Annotated in this window: 17 protein-coding genes; 7 read left to right on the top strand and 10 right to left on the bottom strand. The window is 70.6% G+C overall.

Features of this window, described 5'->3' with window-relative positions; all coding sequences use genetic code 11:
• Positions 1-56 precede the first annotated feature (56 nt).
• Both OVA21_RS02175 and OVA21_RS02170 read left to right on the top strand, forming a co-directional pair.
• Positions 57-251, top strand: a complete 195-nt coding sequence (locus OVA21_RS02175) for a hypothetical protein (protein WP_268091684.1) — start codon at positions 57-59, stop codon at positions 249-251.
• On the top strand, positions 227-1,195 hold the full coding sequence (locus OVA21_RS02170; RefSeq protein WP_268091683.1) for a hypothetical protein: 969 nt from the start codon (positions 227-229) through the stop codon (positions 1,193-1,195). The genes OVA21_RS02175 and OVA21_RS02170 overlap by 25 nt, the downstream gene beginning before the upstream one ends.
• A 21-nt stretch (positions 1,196-1,216) precedes the next feature.
• Here the strand turns inward: OVA21_RS02170 and OVA21_RS02165 are convergent, their stop codons facing one another.
• The 3 genes from OVA21_RS02165 to OVA21_RS02155 all read right to left on the bottom strand — a co-directional run bounded on the left by OVA21_RS02165 (position 1,217) and on the right by OVA21_RS02155 (position 5,520).
• On the bottom strand, positions 1,217-1,885 hold the full coding sequence (locus tag OVA21_RS02165; protein ID WP_069388991.1) for a YoaK family protein: 669 nt from the start codon (positions 1,883-1,885) through the stop codon (positions 1,217-1,219).
• Between the two features lie 40 nt (positions 1,886-1,925).
• A complete protein-coding gene (gene purL, locus OVA21_RS02160; RefSeq protein ID WP_268091682.1) occupies positions 1,926-4,226 on the bottom strand; it encodes a phosphoribosylformylglycinamidine synthase subunit PurL in 2,301 nt (766 codons plus the stop codon).
• Between the two features lie 82 nt (positions 4,227-4,308).
• Entirely contained in the window at positions 4,309-5,520 is a 1,212-nt protein-coding gene (locus OVA21_RS02155) for a saccharopine dehydrogenase family protein (RefSeq protein ID WP_268091681.1), read from the bottom strand.
• Between the two features lie 441 nt (positions 5,521-5,961).
• On the opposite strand from OVA21_RS02155, the gene OVA21_RS02150 reads away from it, so the two are divergent.
• The 3 genes from OVA21_RS02150 (at position 5,962) to OVA21_RS02140 (ending at position 6,820) form a co-directional block, all read left to right on the top strand.
• Positions 5,962-6,150, top strand: a complete 189-nt coding sequence (locus tag OVA21_RS02150; protein WP_268091680.1) for a hypothetical protein — start codon at positions 5,962-5,964, stop codon at positions 6,148-6,150.
• A 34-nt stretch (positions 6,151-6,184) separates the two neighbouring features.
• Positions 6,185-6,376, top strand: a complete 192-nt coding sequence (locus OVA21_RS02145; RefSeq protein ID WP_268091679.1) for a hypothetical protein — start codon at positions 6,185-6,187, stop codon at positions 6,374-6,376.
• A 240-nt stretch (positions 6,377-6,616) separates the two neighbouring features.
• Positions 6,617-6,820: a hypothetical protein gene (locus tag OVA21_RS02140; protein WP_268091678.1), complete on the top strand. Its 204-nt coding sequence runs from the start codon at positions 6,617-6,619 to the stop codon at positions 6,818-6,820.
• A 134-nt stretch (positions 6,821-6,954) separates the two neighbouring features.
• On the opposite strand, the gene purQ is transcribed toward OVA21_RS02140, so the two are convergent.
• The 4 genes from purQ to OVA21_RS02120 all read right to left on the bottom strand — a co-directional run bounded on the left by purQ (position 6,955) and on the right by OVA21_RS02120 (position 9,320).
• Positions 6,955-7,632 (bottom strand): phosphoribosylformylglycinamidine synthase subunit PurQ, encoded by a 678-nt coding sequence (gene purQ / locus OVA21_RS02135; protein WP_268091677.1) that lies wholly within the window; start codon positions 7,630-7,632, stop codon positions 6,955-6,957.
• Positions 7,629-7,883: a phosphoribosylformylglycinamidine synthase subunit PurS gene (purS, locus tag OVA21_RS02130; protein ID WP_069388988.1), complete on the bottom strand. Its 255-nt coding sequence runs from the start codon at positions 7,881-7,883 to the stop codon at positions 7,629-7,631. The genes purQ and purS overlap by 4 nt, the downstream gene beginning before the upstream one ends.
• 98 nt (positions 7,884-7,981) lie before the next feature.
• Positions 7,982-8,686, bottom strand: coding sequence for a DUF2334 domain-containing protein (locus tag OVA21_RS02125; protein ID WP_163377134.1), 705 nt, complete (start codon positions 8,684-8,686; stop codon positions 7,982-7,984).
• 136 nt (positions 8,687-8,822) lie between these two features.
• Entirely contained in the window at positions 8,823-9,320 is a 498-nt protein-coding gene (locus OVA21_RS02120) for a glutathione peroxidase (protein ID WP_069389636.1), read from the bottom strand.
• Positions 9,321-9,383: 63 nt separating this feature from the next.
• Here OVA21_RS02120 and OVA21_RS02115 point away from each other — a divergent pair, with 63 nt between their 5' ends.
• Together OVA21_RS02115 and OVA21_RS02110 are read left to right on the top strand one after the other, a co-directional pair.
• Positions 9,384-9,662 carry a helix-turn-helix transcriptional regulator gene (locus OVA21_RS02115; protein WP_069389637.1) on the top strand — a complete coding sequence of 93 codons (279 nt, stop codon included), beginning with the start codon at positions 9,384-9,386 and terminating at the stop codon, positions 9,660-9,662.
• Positions 9,659-10,213 (top strand): hypothetical protein, encoded by a 555-nt coding sequence (locus tag OVA21_RS02110; RefSeq protein ID WP_268091675.1) that lies wholly within the window; start codon positions 9,659-9,661, stop codon positions 10,211-10,213. Before OVA21_RS02115 ends, OVA21_RS02110 begins: the two co-directional genes overlap by 4 nt.
• A gap of 107 nt (positions 10,214-10,320) precedes the next feature.
• On the opposite strand, the gene OVA21_RS02105 is transcribed toward OVA21_RS02110, so the two are convergent.
• The 3 genes from OVA21_RS02105 to OVA21_RS02095 form a co-directional block, all read right to left on the bottom strand.
• Positions 10,321-12,591, bottom strand: a complete 2,271-nt coding sequence (locus tag OVA21_RS02105; protein ID WP_268091674.1) for a S9 family peptidase — start codon at positions 12,589-12,591, stop codon at positions 10,321-10,323.
• Complete coding sequence (locus tag OVA21_RS02100) at positions 12,588-13,481, bottom strand: phosphoribosylaminoimidazolesuccinocarboxamide synthase (protein ID WP_268091673.1); 894 nt, start codon at positions 13,479-13,481, stop codon at positions 12,588-12,590. The genes OVA21_RS02105 and OVA21_RS02100 overlap by 4 nt, the downstream gene beginning before the upstream one ends.
• Before the next feature lie 70 nt (positions 13,482-13,551).
• Positions 13,552-14,415 carry an alpha/beta hydrolase gene (locus OVA21_RS02095; RefSeq protein WP_268091672.1) on the bottom strand — a complete coding sequence of 288 codons (864 nt, stop codon included), beginning with the start codon at positions 14,413-14,415 and terminating at the stop codon, positions 13,552-13,554.
• Positions 14,416-14,439: the final 24 nt, after the last annotated feature.

Here is a 14,439-nt window from a genome sequence, read left to right as displayed (position 1 = left end):
CGACGATAGCCGCCGGTCCGTCCCGTGCGGAGCCCGATCACTGCGAGAATATGTGCGTGCCCACGCCCGACCCCACCCCCGCGAGCAGCCTGACCGTCCACGAGGACCACCTGCGCGCCCTGGGGTTGCCGCTCGTGATCGCCCCGGCCACCCGGCGCCGCGAGGTGCTCCCCGCTCCGCCGGCCTCGGCGCCGGGCTCGCGGTGGCCGCCACCGGGATCGCCGCCGTGGACCGGTCGAACGACTACATGATCGCGCTGCTCGAGCGGGCCGGGCCGGGGGCGGAGCCGGATCTGCTCGACGCCCCGGAGCCGATCGCCGAACTCCTCCTGCTGGCGGTCGCGCTCTGGGTCGCCGCCCCACTCGTGGGATGGCTGGTGTCGACGGCGGCCCGTCGCGCGCGCCCGGTGGTCGGCTCGGCGGTCGGTCTCGGGGCACTGATCGCCCTCGTCGTCGTCCCCCACGTCGTGTTCGACCCCCACGACGGCCCCTCGTACCGCACCACCGTCCTGCTCGCGGTGGGCGTCCTGGTGGGCACCTACACGGGGCTGGGCTCGCTGGTGCGCTGGTCGGCGCGGCGCGTGCGGCGGGAACTGGCCACCATGGGGCCAATGGTGGCGAGGGTGCTGCCGATCCTCATGCTGGCGGTGCTGTTCCTGTTCTTCAGCGTGGAGATCTGGCAGGTCATGGTGGAACTGTCCTGGCCGCGGACGTTCGCCGTGCTGGGCGTCATGGTAGCGCTCACCGTGCTACTGGTGGGCATCTCCACCCGCGACGACATCCTCCAGGACCTGGGTGGGCGCGCGCCGGAACATCCGCTGCGTCCGGGCGAGCGGGTGAACCTGGTGCTGGTGCCCGTGCTGGCGACCCTGATCCAGGCGGCGCTGTTCGCCACGCTCGTGTTCCTGTTCTTCGTGACCCTCGGGTGGATCGCCGTCCCCGAGATCACCGAGACACGGTGGACGCTGCGCCCTCCCGACGAGCCCGGCGGGCTGCTGTTCGGTCTCCCGGTCAGCGTCACCCTCGTGCGCGTGTCGCTGATGCTGGCGACGTTCTCCGCGCTCAACCTGGCCGCCGCGGCGGCCTCCGACACCGCGCACAAGGAACGGTTCGTACGTCCTATGCTCGACGAGGTGGTCCGTGGCCTCGCGGCGCCGGAGGCCTACCTGGGGGCACGACGACGAGGGCTGCCGTAGGCCCGGGGCCCTGACGGGCCGTCAGGGGGTGCGGTAGTCCCGGGCGCGCAGCAGGACGGTCACGACCGCCGCGCCGATCACGACCGCCGCGGCCAGCGCGAGCGCGGTGGCGCCCATGGCCACGTGCAGCAGTGCGCCGGCGACACCACCGAGGACGAGCGCGGACCACAGGGCCACCTGCTGGCGGTACGGGGCCCACGATCCCCCGGCCAGCGCGTCGACCAGGCGGTGGGCCGACTTCACCACGGCGCCCGTCATGTACGTCACGCCGAGCGAGACCTCGCCACGGGAGTGGAAGACGGAGTTCATGGCCCCCATCGATGCCGCCGCCGCCGCGACGGACACCGGCGTCCCGAGCACCGTGGCCGTGGTGGCCCAGTGCAGGACGAGCGAGAGCAGGAGCAGGAACGCCACGAGGGACAGGACCGCCGGTCGGTCGTCGAGGTTGCGACGTCGGGTCACCACCGCGCCCCCGACCGCCCCCAGGAAGAAGGAGACCAGCACGACGGCGGCGATGGCGGCACCTGCGAGGTCACCGCCCGAGAGATCGACGACCATGCGGGTGGAGTTCCCGCTCATGAAGGACACGAAGTAGCCGCCCACCACGAGGAAGCCGACGGCGTCGACGAACCCCGCGGTGGCGGCGAGCACCACCGCGAGGACCCGCTCACGCCCGCGCAGGTCGCGCATCCGCCCGCCTGTCCCCGGTCCGGCCGTCCTCCCCGACGACTCAGACGGGGTCGACGCCGAACAGCGCCGGCAGCGTCCCCTCGTGGGCGGCGCGCAACTCGTCGGTGGTGAGGGTGAACTGGCCCTGCACCTCGAACGTGCCCGAGTCGGGGTCGGTCACGCCGACCCGCGCGTGCGGGATGTTCTGCGCGGTGAGCATCTGCTGGAAGCGGATCTCCTCGCCGCGCGGCACGGAGACGATCACGCGGCCGGCGGACTCGGAGAACAGCCAGACGAACGGGTCGGCGCCCTCGGGCAGCACGACGCGGATGCCGCACTCGCCCGCCAGCGCCGACTCCACGAGAGCCTGCGCGAGGCCGCCCTCGGACAGATCGTGGGCGCCGGTGATGAGGCCGTCCTTCGAGCTGGTCGCCATGATGCGGGCCAGGGTGGCCTCCCACTTCAGATCCACCGTGGGCGGCAGTCCGCCGAGGTGGTCGTGGGCGACCTGGGCCCAGATGGACCCGTCGAGCTCGTCCCGGGTCTCGCCGAGGAGGTAGATGCTCTCACCGGGGGTGTCACCGAACGCGGTGGGCGTGCGGCGGGCGACGTCGTCGAGCACGCCGAGCACGCCCACGACGGGCGTCGGCAGGATCGGCGTGGAGCCGGTCTGGTTGTAGAACGAGACGTTGCCGCCGGTGACGGGGATGCCGAGCTCGGCACACCCGTCGGCCAGGCCGTGGACGGCCTCGCGGAACTGCCACATCACGCCCGGGTCCTCGGGGGAGCCGAAGTTCAGGCAGTTGGTCACCGCGACCGGGGTGGCGCCGGTGACGGCGACATTGCGGTACGCCTCCGCCAGGGCCAGCCGGGCACCGGTGTACGGGTCGAGCTTGGTGTAGCGACCGGAGGCGTCGGTCGACAGCGCGATGCCGCGACCGGTCTCCTCGTCGATGCGCAGGACACCGCCGTCGGCGGCTTCCGCGAGGATCGTGTTGCCGCGGACGTACCGGTCGTACTGCTCGGTGATGAACTTGCGCGAGCACAGCGCCGGGCTGGAGATCATGTCCAGCAGGGTCTGGCGCAGCTCGTCCCCGGTGGCCGGGCGGGCCAGGTTCGCGGTGGTGTCGGCCTGCAGGGCGTCCTGGTCGGCGGGGCGCTCGACGGGGCGCTCGTAGACCGGTCCCTCGTCGGCCAGCGACTCCGGCGGGGCGTCCACGACGGTCTCGCCGCGGAACTCGATGGTGAGACGGTCGCCGTCGGTGACCTCGCCGATGTCGGCGGCCAGCACGTCCCAGCGGCGGCACACCTCCATGAAGGCCTCGACGTTCTCCGGCGTCACCACGGCGCACATGCGCTCCTGCGACTCACTGGAGAGGATCTCCGCGGCGGTCATGCCCTCCGCACGCAGCGGGACGTTGTCGAGCACGATGTGCATGCCGCCGTCGCCGGCCGCAGCCAGTTCGGAGGTGGCGCACGCCAGGCCGGCTCCGCCGAGGTCCTGGATGCCCACGACCAGTTCCTCGCGGTACAGGTCGAGGCAGCACTCGATGAGGACCTTCTCCATGAACGGGTCTCCCACCTGGACGGCCGGGAGCTTGCGGGGCTTGACCGGCGCGCCGTGTTCATCCACGTCGAAGGTCTCGGAGGCGAGCACCGACACGCCACCGATCCCGTCGAGGCCGGTGCGGGCACCGAACAGGATGATCCGGTTGCCCGTGCCGGACGCGAACGCCAGGTGCAGGTCCTCGACGCGCATGACGCCCGCGCCGAGGGCGTTGACCAGGGGGTTGGCGGCGTAGGACTCGTCGAACACGGTCTCGCCACCGATGTTGGGCAGGCCCAGGCAGTTGCCGTAGCCGCCGACGCCCGCCACGACGCCGGGGAGCACGCGGTGCGTGTCGTCGGCGTCGGCGGGGCCGAAGCGCAGCTGGTCCATGACGGCCACCGGCCGCGCACCCATCGCCATGATGTCGCGGATGATCCCGCCGACACCGGTCGCGGCGCCCTGATAGGGCTCGATGTACGAGGGGTGGTTGTGGGACTCCACCTTGAACGTCACGGCCCAGCCGCCGCCGATGTCCACGACGCCGGCGTTCTCACCGATGCCGGCGAGCATGGACGAGCGCATCTCGTCGGTGGTGGTCTCCCCGAAGTACTTCAGGTGCACCTTGGACGACTTGTAGGAGCAGTGCTCCGACCACATGACGGAGTACATGGCCAGCTCGGCGTCCGTGGGGCGGCGCCCCAGGATCTCCCGGATGCGGGCGTACTCGTCCTCCTTGAGTCCGAGTTCCGCCCACGGCTGGGCGAGCTCGGGGGTGTCGGAGGCGTGCGAGATGGAGTCCACGTGAGAGGTCACGGGGCCGAGTCTAGTCGGCCCCGTCCGGGTGGCGAATCGACGCCTTCGGCCCCACCTCGTGCGGGGCCGCCCGGGGTCCGACCTACGTCGACAGGACCTCGAACGTCAGGCCGCCGCGCTGGACCCGGTCCAGCAGAGCGTCACCCATGGCCTGGGCCGTGGTGAGCTGACCCGAGAGCGCGGGCAGGTCGTCGAACGCCAGGCTCAGACCCGACTCGGCGAGCATCATCGACGTCTCGGTGTACCCCGGGTCGCCCCCCGAGACCCGGGTGACGATCCGACGTCCGCCGGCGAGCGCGACGAACGTGACGTCGAACGATGACCGGGCCCGGCGGGACTCGCTCGGCCCGGCCCCGCGGTCGATCCGCTTGAGGATCTGCGACCGGATGGGGCCGACCTGCGAGCCGAGCGCGAGCGCGCCGACACCGACCATGCCGGCCGTGGCGGTGACGGGCGAGCCGACCGACGCGTAGTGCGAGTAGGTGAAGTCCGGCCCGTAGCTCTCGAGGGCTGCGGCCGACCGCAGGACGATCTGCGGGTCGATGGTCGGCAGCGGCACGAGCCAGCGGCCCAGCACGCTGTCCCGGTGCGGCTTGCCCTGGACCGACTTGATCCGCCGGTCGGCGACCCTGCCCTCCTTCTGGCGCCGCAGCTTGGCGGTCTTCGCCGCGTCCCGCAGGCGCGCGAACTGGCCGATGGCCGAGTGGAAGGTTCCGCCGGAGAACTGGGCGTCCGCGTGGACGGCCCCGTACATCACCGCCGGCACACCCTCGGGCACCTGCTTCATGGTGTAGAACACGCCCAGGTCGTGGGGGATCGAGTCGAAGCCGCAGGCGTGGACGATCCGTGCGCCGGAGGCCACGGCCGCGTCGTGATACTCGAGGTACATGCGGTCCACGAACTCGGGCTCGCCGGTCAGGTCGACATAATCGGTTCCGGCCTCGGCGCAGGCGGCCACCAGGGGCTCGCCGTACTCGAGGTACGGGCCGACGGTGGTGATGATGACGCGAGCGGACCGTGCCATCTCCGCCAGCGAGCGCGCGTCGTCGGTGTCCGCGACGACGACCCCGGGCGCGGGGACGTCGGGCATCTCGGTGGCCAGTCGGGCGACGATCGCGTCCAGCTTGGTCCGGTTCCGGCCCGCCACCGCCCAGGAACCACCCTCGGGCATGTGCCGCAACAGGTACTCGGCCACCAGTCCCCCGGTGAACCCGGTCGCACCGTAGAGGACGATGTCGAACGGCCGGTCGGCCTTGTCGGAGGCGGAGACGGGCTGGTTACTGGTTTCGCTCATCCCACGGTTCTACCGCATCGGCCGCAGTCGACGCGGGTTCGGCGCCAATCGGGCCACTCACGCCGCGACGACGGTGGATCGCGCCCCGAAACCTGACTGCAACGACCTGGACCACCGGTCAACTCGATGGCCGCCCCGGTAACGACGAGCCTGCCGACTCCCGCGCAGGGGGCCGCGGCCACCCGGGTTTCGAGGGGGCCGCCCCATCCCCGCCGCACATCACGGCATCACCGGTGGAGAACTCGACCGCGCACTCCCAGCCCGGTGCCGCCGGATGTTCGCCGGCCTAATATCACATTGTGATTTCCCCGGGCGACTTGGTCGCCACTTGGTGAGACACTTCTCATTGTCCCGGCGTTCCGGGTGCGCGACGACCATCCGGGCCGTCGCGGCCGCCCTCCCCGGGGCGGCAACACGACGTAGTCAACCAAGGAGCCACACATGGATCTCACCGGCTCGATCTTCGACGCCACCGCTCCCCTGAGCGCCCAGGCAACGGGCAGCGCCATCGGCCTCACGGGTTCATCGTTCATCGACACTGTCGCCTTCGCCCTGACGGCGGCGCCCGGCTACCTGCTCAGCGTCATCGCCGGGATCGGCGCCGACCTGGGCAGCACCACCGGCGCCTGACCGAATCCGCCACCCACCAACCAAGGAGACACCTATGGACCTCACCGGTTCCATCTATGACGCCACAGCGCCGCTTAGTATGACGCTAGGAGGAAGCCTCGCCGGGGGCCCCACCGGCTCGTCGGCGATCGACACGATCCTCGGCACCCTCTTCTCGCTCCCCTCGCTCTTCGGGAGCCTGGCCGCCATGGCGGGCGCCGACATCGGCAGCACCTGGGGGCCGTAGCGCCCTCGGCCGGAGAACGTCGCCCCAATGAATCCCTTGAGCGGCAGCGACGCGCCGCCCGACCGCCGGGCGGCGCGCCCCCTTGTATTCACCATGTACATTAGGTGACACGTGACACATTCCTGGCGAATCTAAATGAATTCCCAGGTACCTGTGCAAAATTCTCCCTATGCGCGTGACCACCCGGGTCGCCGCACGTCGCCCCGCCATTCCAGGGGCGAACTAAATAAAGGAGAACCCATGGACCTCACCGGTTCGATCGCCGACGCCACCGCCCCCCTCAGCGCTGAGCTCGTCGGCAGCCTGGAAGGCGGCCTGACCGGCTCGTCGGCCATCGACACCATCGCCCAGGCGCTCTTCATCCTGCCGAACCTGCTCCTGGCCTTCGTCGGCGGCCTGGGCGGCGACCTCGGGAGCACCGGCAGCGCTGGCCTCCCCGTCTGATTCGACGCTTTCAGGACAAGGGGCCCGTCGGGAGAGATTCCGGCGGGCCCTTCGTCATGGACGCGCTGCGCGCGGTTGGCGGCGCGTGCACCGCGCCGCGTCAGCCGCGGTGCATCGTCTAAACCTGGTGTCGTCTAGACCCTCACGATCGTGTCCAGTGCGGACAGGAACAGGCCCAGCCCGTCGTCGGAGGGCCCGGTCAGCGGGTCGATCGCGTGCTCGGGGTGCGGCATGAGACCCACCACGCGACCGTTCGCGGAGCTGATGCCGGCGATGTTGTTGGTGGAGCCGTTGGGGGCGTCTCCGGCGAAGCGGAAGACCACGCGCCCCTCCGCCTCGAGCTGCTCGATGGTCTCGGGCGTGGCCATGTAGCGGCCCTCGCCGGACTTGAGCGGGATGAGGATCTCGGCATCCTGCTCGAACCGGGAGGTCCAGGCGGTGCCGTTGTTCTCCACCCGCAGCCACTCGTCGCGGCAGATGAAGTGCATGTCTCGGTTGCGGCCCATTGCGCCGGGGAGCAGCCCGGCCTCGCACAGGATCTGGAAACCGTTGCAGATCCCCAGCACGGGCATGCCGCCGTTGGCGGCCGAGATGACCTCCTCCATGACGGGGGCCATCGAGGCGATGGCACCGCACCGCAGGTAGTCGCCGTAGGAGAAGCCGCCGGGGACCACCACGGCGTCGACGCCCTTGAGGTCAGCGTCGGCGTGCCACAGGGAGACGGCCTCGGCCCCGGCCCGGGTGACGGCACGGGAGGCGTCGATGTCGTCGAGCGTGCCGGGGAAGGTGATGACGCCGATCCGTGCGGTCACGAGGCCGCCTCCGCGGTGTCCACGCGGACGACCTTCCAGTCCTCGATCACGGTGTTGGCCAGGAGGGACGAAGCGATCTCCTCGAGCTCGGCCTCCGTCACACCGTCGGCGATCTCGAGTTCGAACCGCTTGCCCTGCCGTACGTCGGTGACGCCGCCGTGGCCCAGACGGCCGAGGGCTCGGTGGATGGCCTGACCCTGCGGATCGAGGATCTCGGCCTTGGGCATGACTTCGACGACGACTCGGGCCACGGTGGGAACTCCTCGATCGGACGGCTACGCGGAATGATCCCGGACCGGCCGGGACTCACTGGTCGATCCTACCCGCCGCTGGTCGCCGGACCGAAAGCTCACGCGGCACCCACAAGCGCGACCGGTGACCACTCGTAGCGGGCGGGCCGCGCACCGTGCTCGCCGACGACCGCGTCGACCGCGTCGAGCAGCGCCGACCGGGGTGCCCGGCGCGAGAGTTGCCCGGCCGCGACGTTGAGCCGGACCGTCCCGCCGGCCTCGGCGGTGCGCCCTGCCGCGGCGACGAGGGCCCGGCACCACCAGGCGTCGGCGACGAACCCCTCGCCGATCGAGAGCGCCCGACCCCGCTCGGTGGTGCCGCGCGGGAGGTCGTGGATCCCGGTCAGCGCGGCGCAGATGTGGAAGCCCGCTCCGGGGAGTGCCCGGAGGCATCCCGGGGAGGCGTTCCAGCGCGGCGGGGCGAACACCCGGGTCCGCAGGCCCATCTCCGCCATGAGCCGGTCGGCGGCGGTGAGACGCACGGCGGCCTCGGCGGGTCCGATCGAGGCGAACTCGGGCCTGCGGGGCCTGGTCGCCGCGTCGTCGTAACCGCCCAGCACGATGGCGTCGCCCCGCCGACGGCGATGCCGCAGCCACTCCTGGGTGCCGTCGTCGTCGGCGAGTCGGTACTCGCGCCCCCGCCGCGGGGCGACGAGCAGCGAGACCGGCACGGATCGACGTTCGAGGTCGCCGACCAGGTCGACGGCGTGGTCGAGGGTGGTGTCGCGGAGTCCCGAGACCGAGACGATGAGGCGCGGGGTCATGGGGGGATCGTGTCAGGGAGTGATGACGCGGTGACGACGGCGAGGTGTACTCCAGATTGCCGAGCCCGACACAGTACCGAGACCGACATAGTGCCGACCCGACACAGTGCCGAGACCGATATCCCCGCCGGCGCGGTCAGATCGGAAGTGTCTCCTCGAGCGCGTCCACCAGTTCGGGGGCTCCGGGCTCGACCTTGGGACGGAACCGTCCGACGACCTCCCCCTCGGGCGAGAGCAGGAACTTCTCGAAGTTCCACTGCACGTCCCCCGCCTCACCGTCGGAGTCGGCCACCTTGGTGAGCTCGACGTAGAGCGGGTGTCGGTCGGGCCCGTTGACGTCGACCTTGGCCGCGAGCGGGAAGGTGATCCCGTACTTGCCGGAGGTGAACTCCTTGATGGCGTCCTCGTCACCCGGCTCCTGGCCCATGAACTGGTTGCAGGGGAACCCGATCACGAAGAGGCCGCGGTCGCGGTAGTCGTCCGCCAACTCCTGCAGCCCCTCGTACTGCGGGGTGAGCCCGCACTCGCTGGCGACGTTGACCACGAGGACCGCGTGGCCCGCGTAGTCGCCCATGCTGGCCTGCTCGCCGTCGATGGTGGTGAACGAGATGTCGTGAATGCTTCCGCTACTCATGTGATCCAGCCTACCCACAACGGACCATTGACAAATCGTTGGGTTTTCCCAACACTTAGAAACATGAGCCCAGTCCGACGGGGAGAAAAGCTCCCCATTCACAACCGAATCGCCGTGTTGCGGGCCGAGCGCCGCCTGAGCCGTGCGGCGCTCGCCGAGCAGATCGAGGTCAACCCCCAGACCGTGGGGGCGCTCGAGAGAGGCGACCACTACCCGAGCCTGGATCTGGCCTTCCGGATCTGCGCGGTCTTCGACCTGCCGGTCGAGGCCGTGTTCTCCCGCGAGGAGTTCCGACCGATGTCCGCCGAGATCTACCGCCCCACCCGAGAGGACCGATCATGACCTCCAACCGCGTCGACACCCTCACCCGATCCGAGCAGCGATTCGAGAAGATGCAGACCCGGACGGAGGGCAGACTCCCGTCGTGGCGTACCCCGGGACGTCGCCGACTGCTCGTCCGCCTGAACTGGGCGAGCCTGGCGATCATGGCCGCGATCGCGGTGGCGGGTTACTTCTGGTTCCCGATCATCCTGGCCTGGCTCCCCATGACCGTGGTGATCTGCGTCGTCTGGACGATGCTGCGCATCGCCATCGACTCCAAGGACACCGCCCCCGCCCGATACCTGGACGAGTTCGAGCTGGCAACGCTCCTGCAGGCGCGCTCGCGGGCACTCTCGCTGGTCACCGGCGGACTGTTCGTGATCTCGATGGTGCTGATCTTCGGTTCGAGCTTCGAGATCGGCGACGGACACCGGCTCGCCTATGTGATGGGAGGCCTCGGCATCCTCACGTTCCTGGCCGGGGCGGTCATTCCCGCAGCCGCGATGACCCGCACCATGCCCCCCGAGAGCGCGGACGACTTCGCGCCCGCCGCCGCCGACCACACCGCCTGATCCCCAGGAGATCCGCTACTCCGATTCGGGATCCGCTACCCCGATGGGACTAGCGGATCCCGAATTGGAGTAGCGGATCCTCGGGGTGGGGTGGGCGCCGGGCGGGTCTAGCCTGCGCCCGCCGTGCGGAGGGTCCACGCGTACTCGAACGCGGTCTGACGCCACCGCTCGTAGCGCCCGGACACTCCCCCGTGACCCGCGCTCATCTCGCAGCGCAGCAGCACCGGCCGGTCCGCCGAGTTGGCCGACGGGGACACCGCCCGCAGCCTGGCCACCCACTTGGCGGGCTCCACGTACAGCACCCGGGTGTCGTTGAGCGAGGTCACCGCGAGGATGGCCGGATAGTCCTTGGCCTCGATGTTCTCGTACGGGGCGTACGAGGCCATGTAGTCGTAGACCTCCTCGGAGTGCAGCGGATCGCCCCACTCGTCCCACTCGATCACCGTCAGCGGCAGCTCCGGCATGAGGATCGAGGTGAGCGGGTCGACGAACGGCACCACGGCCTGGATGCCCGCGAACAACTCGGGGGCCAGGTTCGCGACCGCCCCCATCAGTAGTCCACCGGCACTGCCGCCCTCGGCGACCAGCCGGTCCGGGGAGGTGAGCCCGGAGTCGACCAGGTGTCGCGCACAGTCGACGAAGTCGGTGAAGGTGTTGCGCTTCGTGTGCGTCTTGCCGTTCTCGTACCAGAGCCGACCCATCTCACCGCCGCCCCGCACGTGCGCCACGGCGAAGGCCATCCCCCGGTCGAGCAGCGAGAGCCTCGCCACCGAGAACGCGGGATCGATACTGGTCTCGTACGAGCCGTAGCCGTACAGCAGCGTCGGCACCTGCTCGCCGGCATCGACGCGGGCGGCGGTGCCGGTGGACATCACCAGCGAGATCGGCACCCGGGTGCCGTCCGCGGCCGTCGCCCAGTCGCGTCGCTGGACGTAGCCGCTCGGGTCGTACCCGCCGAGCACCTCCTGCTCACGCAGCAGCGTCCGCTCCCCCGAGGCGAGGTCGAGCGAGTAGACCCGGCCCGGCGTGACGAACGAACCGAAGCCGAACCGCAGGACCGGCGAGTCCCACTCCGGGTTGGACCCCGGACCGGAGGTGTACAGCTCCTCGTCGAACTCGACGGGCTCGAACCGCCCGTACGCCTCGACTCCCGCCGTGGACCCCTGCTCGAGCGGCATCAGCGCGAACCGCGGCAGCGCCGCTTCGCGGTACCCCAGCACCAGCACGCGCGCGAAGGCGTCCACGCCCTCCACCCGGACGTCGTCGCGGTGGGCCACCAGCGTGCGCAGATCCCGCAGCTCGCCCTCGATCGGACCGACAGGCGCCTCGACCACCTCGTAGTTCGGGGCGCCGTCGTTGTGGGTGATGATGAACCGGTCCTCGCCACCGACGACCGCGTGCTCGACGTCGTACTCGACGCCCTCCTGCCGCGGCCGGACGCACCAGAACTCACCGGCGGGATCGTTCGAGTCCAGGCACCACACCTCGGTGGTGATCTTGGACCCCGCCGCTATCTGCAGGAACTTCTCGCTGCGTGTCTCGCCGACCCCGATCCAGTAGGACTCGTCGGGCTCGTGGAAGACCTTGTCGTCGTCGTCCCTCGTCGTGCCCAGCCGGTGACGCCACACCGTGTCCGGTCGCCAGGCGTCATCGACGGTGACGTAGAAGACGTACCGGCCATCGCGGGACCAGGTCACGCCGGCGGCGATCCCGGAGATCTCCTCGTCCGGGGCCGTGTAGTCCGGGTCGAGCGAGCGGAAGCGCAGCGTGTACCGCTCGTCGCCCTCGGTATCGGTGGCCCACGCCAGTGCGCGGCCGTCGTGGCTGACCGAGAACGCGCCCAGCGCGAAGTAGTCGTGACCCTCCGCCTCGGCGTTTCCGTCGAGGAGCAACTGCTCACCCGGCAACTCCACGCCCGGGGAGACCTCGGGCGGAACCCAGCCCGCAGGGTCCGACGGGTCGTCGACGAACTGCTGCGGGACCGGGACCCGACAGTGCCTGGCGTACGAGCGGCCCTCCTCGGTGCGCGAGAAGTACCACCAGCCGCTGGCGCGCACCGGAACCGACATGTCGGTCTCCTTGACGCGGGAGCGGATCTCCTCGTAGACCTCGTCCTCCAGGGGTTTGAGGTCGGCGGTCATCGCATCGGTGTAGGCGTTCTCCGCCTCGAGGTAGGCACGGGTCGCGGGAGCGTCCTTGTCGCGCAACCACTCGTAGTCGTCGACGAAGACGCGGCCGTGGTGCTCGCGACGGAAGGGACGGCGCTCGGCCTGCGGCGGCGTGGGCGTCTGCCCCGTGGTGGTGGCTGTGGTGGCGGTCGCGGCGGCGGCGGTGTCGGTGGCTGCGGTGTCGGTGTCGGTCGTCTCGGTGGAGCTCACGCTGCGTCGCCCCCGATCCAGTCGGCGAACGAGCGGCCCGAGATGCGCTCGTAGGCCTCGATGTAGCGCGCCCGGGTCGCGTCCACGACCTCCTGCGGCAGAGCCGGTGGCGGGGTGTCGGCATCGGAGTTCCAGCCCGCCTCCGGGCCCGTCAACCAGTTCCGCACGTACTGCTTGTCGAAGCTCGGTTGCACACGGCCCGGCGAATACTCGTCAGCGGGCCAGTAGCGCGATGAGTCCGGGGTGAGCACCTCGTCGGCCAGGATCAGCTCCCCGTCGACCAGGCCGAACTCGAACTTGGTGTCGGCCAGCAGCACTCCGCGCTCGGCCGCCATCTCCGCGGCCCGCGCGTAGACGTCCAGCGTCGCCGTACGCAGCTGCTCGGCCAGCTCGGTCCCGACGATCCCGGTGAGCTGATCGAACGAGATGTTCTCGTCGTGATCCCCCACCGCCGCCTTGGTGGCCGGGGTGAAGATCGGCTCGGGCAGTCGGCTGGCCTCGACCAGGCCCCCGGGCAGCTCGATGCCACACACGGTCCCCGACTCCCGGTACTCGGTCATCCCCGACCCGGTCAGGTAACCGCGGGCCACACACTCGGCCGGAACCATGTCGAGTCGACGGACCACCATCGCGCGGCCGAGCACCTCGAGCGGGATGCGCTCGTCGTCCAGCGTCCCGGCCAGGTGGTTGGGCACGTCGAGGGCGTCGAAGAAGTAGGCGCTCATCGCGGTGAGCACGCGGCCCTTGTCCGGGATGGGCGTGCCGAGGACGTGGTCGTAGGCGGAGATGCGGTCGGTGGCCACCAGGAGGAGCGTCTCACCGTCGATCTCGTACAGCTCGCGGACCTTTCCGGAGACGAGATGGCGGTAAGAGGAGAGATCGGGTCGCATGACGGCCAGCGTAGCCGGACGCCCACGTCCCGAGTCGAGACCGTCGGCCCCCACCCGTGGTTGGTCGGACTCAGCCCAGTCGGGCCTCGAGCCACTCCCCCAACGCCGCGTACGCGTCCTCGGCGCACAGGTCGTTGAACAGCTCGTGGAGGCCGCCCTCGAACTCCCGGTAGGTGATCTCCGGGCGCGGGTCGCGGTCCGAACCGGCGATCTGCGCGAAGCGCCGCGCGCCCGACGGGTAGGTGATGGTGTCGGCCGAGCCGTTGAGGATCAGCGTCGGCAACCGCAGTGCCGGCGACCGCTCGATGAACTTGAGGCCGCCGGCGAGCATCGTCCCCGCCGTCACCGCGGGCACGCCCTTGTGGTGGACCAGCGGATCCGAGGTGTAGTCCTCGACGTACTCGGGCACTCGGGAGATGTCGTGCGGGTCGAGCTTCTCCACCGGCAGGAACGGCAGGAGACGAGCGATCACGGGCGCCGCCACGCGCAGCGGTGCCGGTGTCCCCTCGCCCACGACGAGCCCGGGCGAGGAGAGGATGAGGCCCTTGAGGTCCCACGGCCGCCGGAGCGCGGACTCCCCCGCGATCAACCCGCCCATCGAATGCCCCATCAGCAGCCGGGGCAGGGACTCGGCCCCGCCGCCCTCGGCGGACCGGCTCCACTCCACCACCGCGTCACGCACCGCGAGGTTGTCGCGGATGTGCGTCTCTATCGACACCTTGGCGCGGGGCCCGGGAGCCGTGCCGTGGCCGCGCAGATCGTAGGAGGCAACACTGATCCCCCGGTCGGTGAGGAAGCGGATCGTCCGCCCGTACCGGCCGGAGTGCTCGGCGAAGCCGTGCACGAGCAGCAGCAACGCCCGGGGCTGGTCAGCGTGGTGCAGGGTCGCCTGCAGGCCGGAGGTGCCGGGGACGGGGATGGGGGTCTGGCGCATGCTGCACAGACTAGTGCCAGCCCG

This window comes from Dietzia sp. SL131 (assembly GCF_026672565.1).
GTDB classification, from domain to species: domain Bacteria; phylum Actinomycetota; class Actinomycetes; order Mycobacteriales; family Mycobacteriaceae; genus Dietzia; species Dietzia kunjamensis.
Note: the sequence above shows the minus strand (reverse complement) of the source record. Positions and strands in the feature narration are given on the sequence as shown.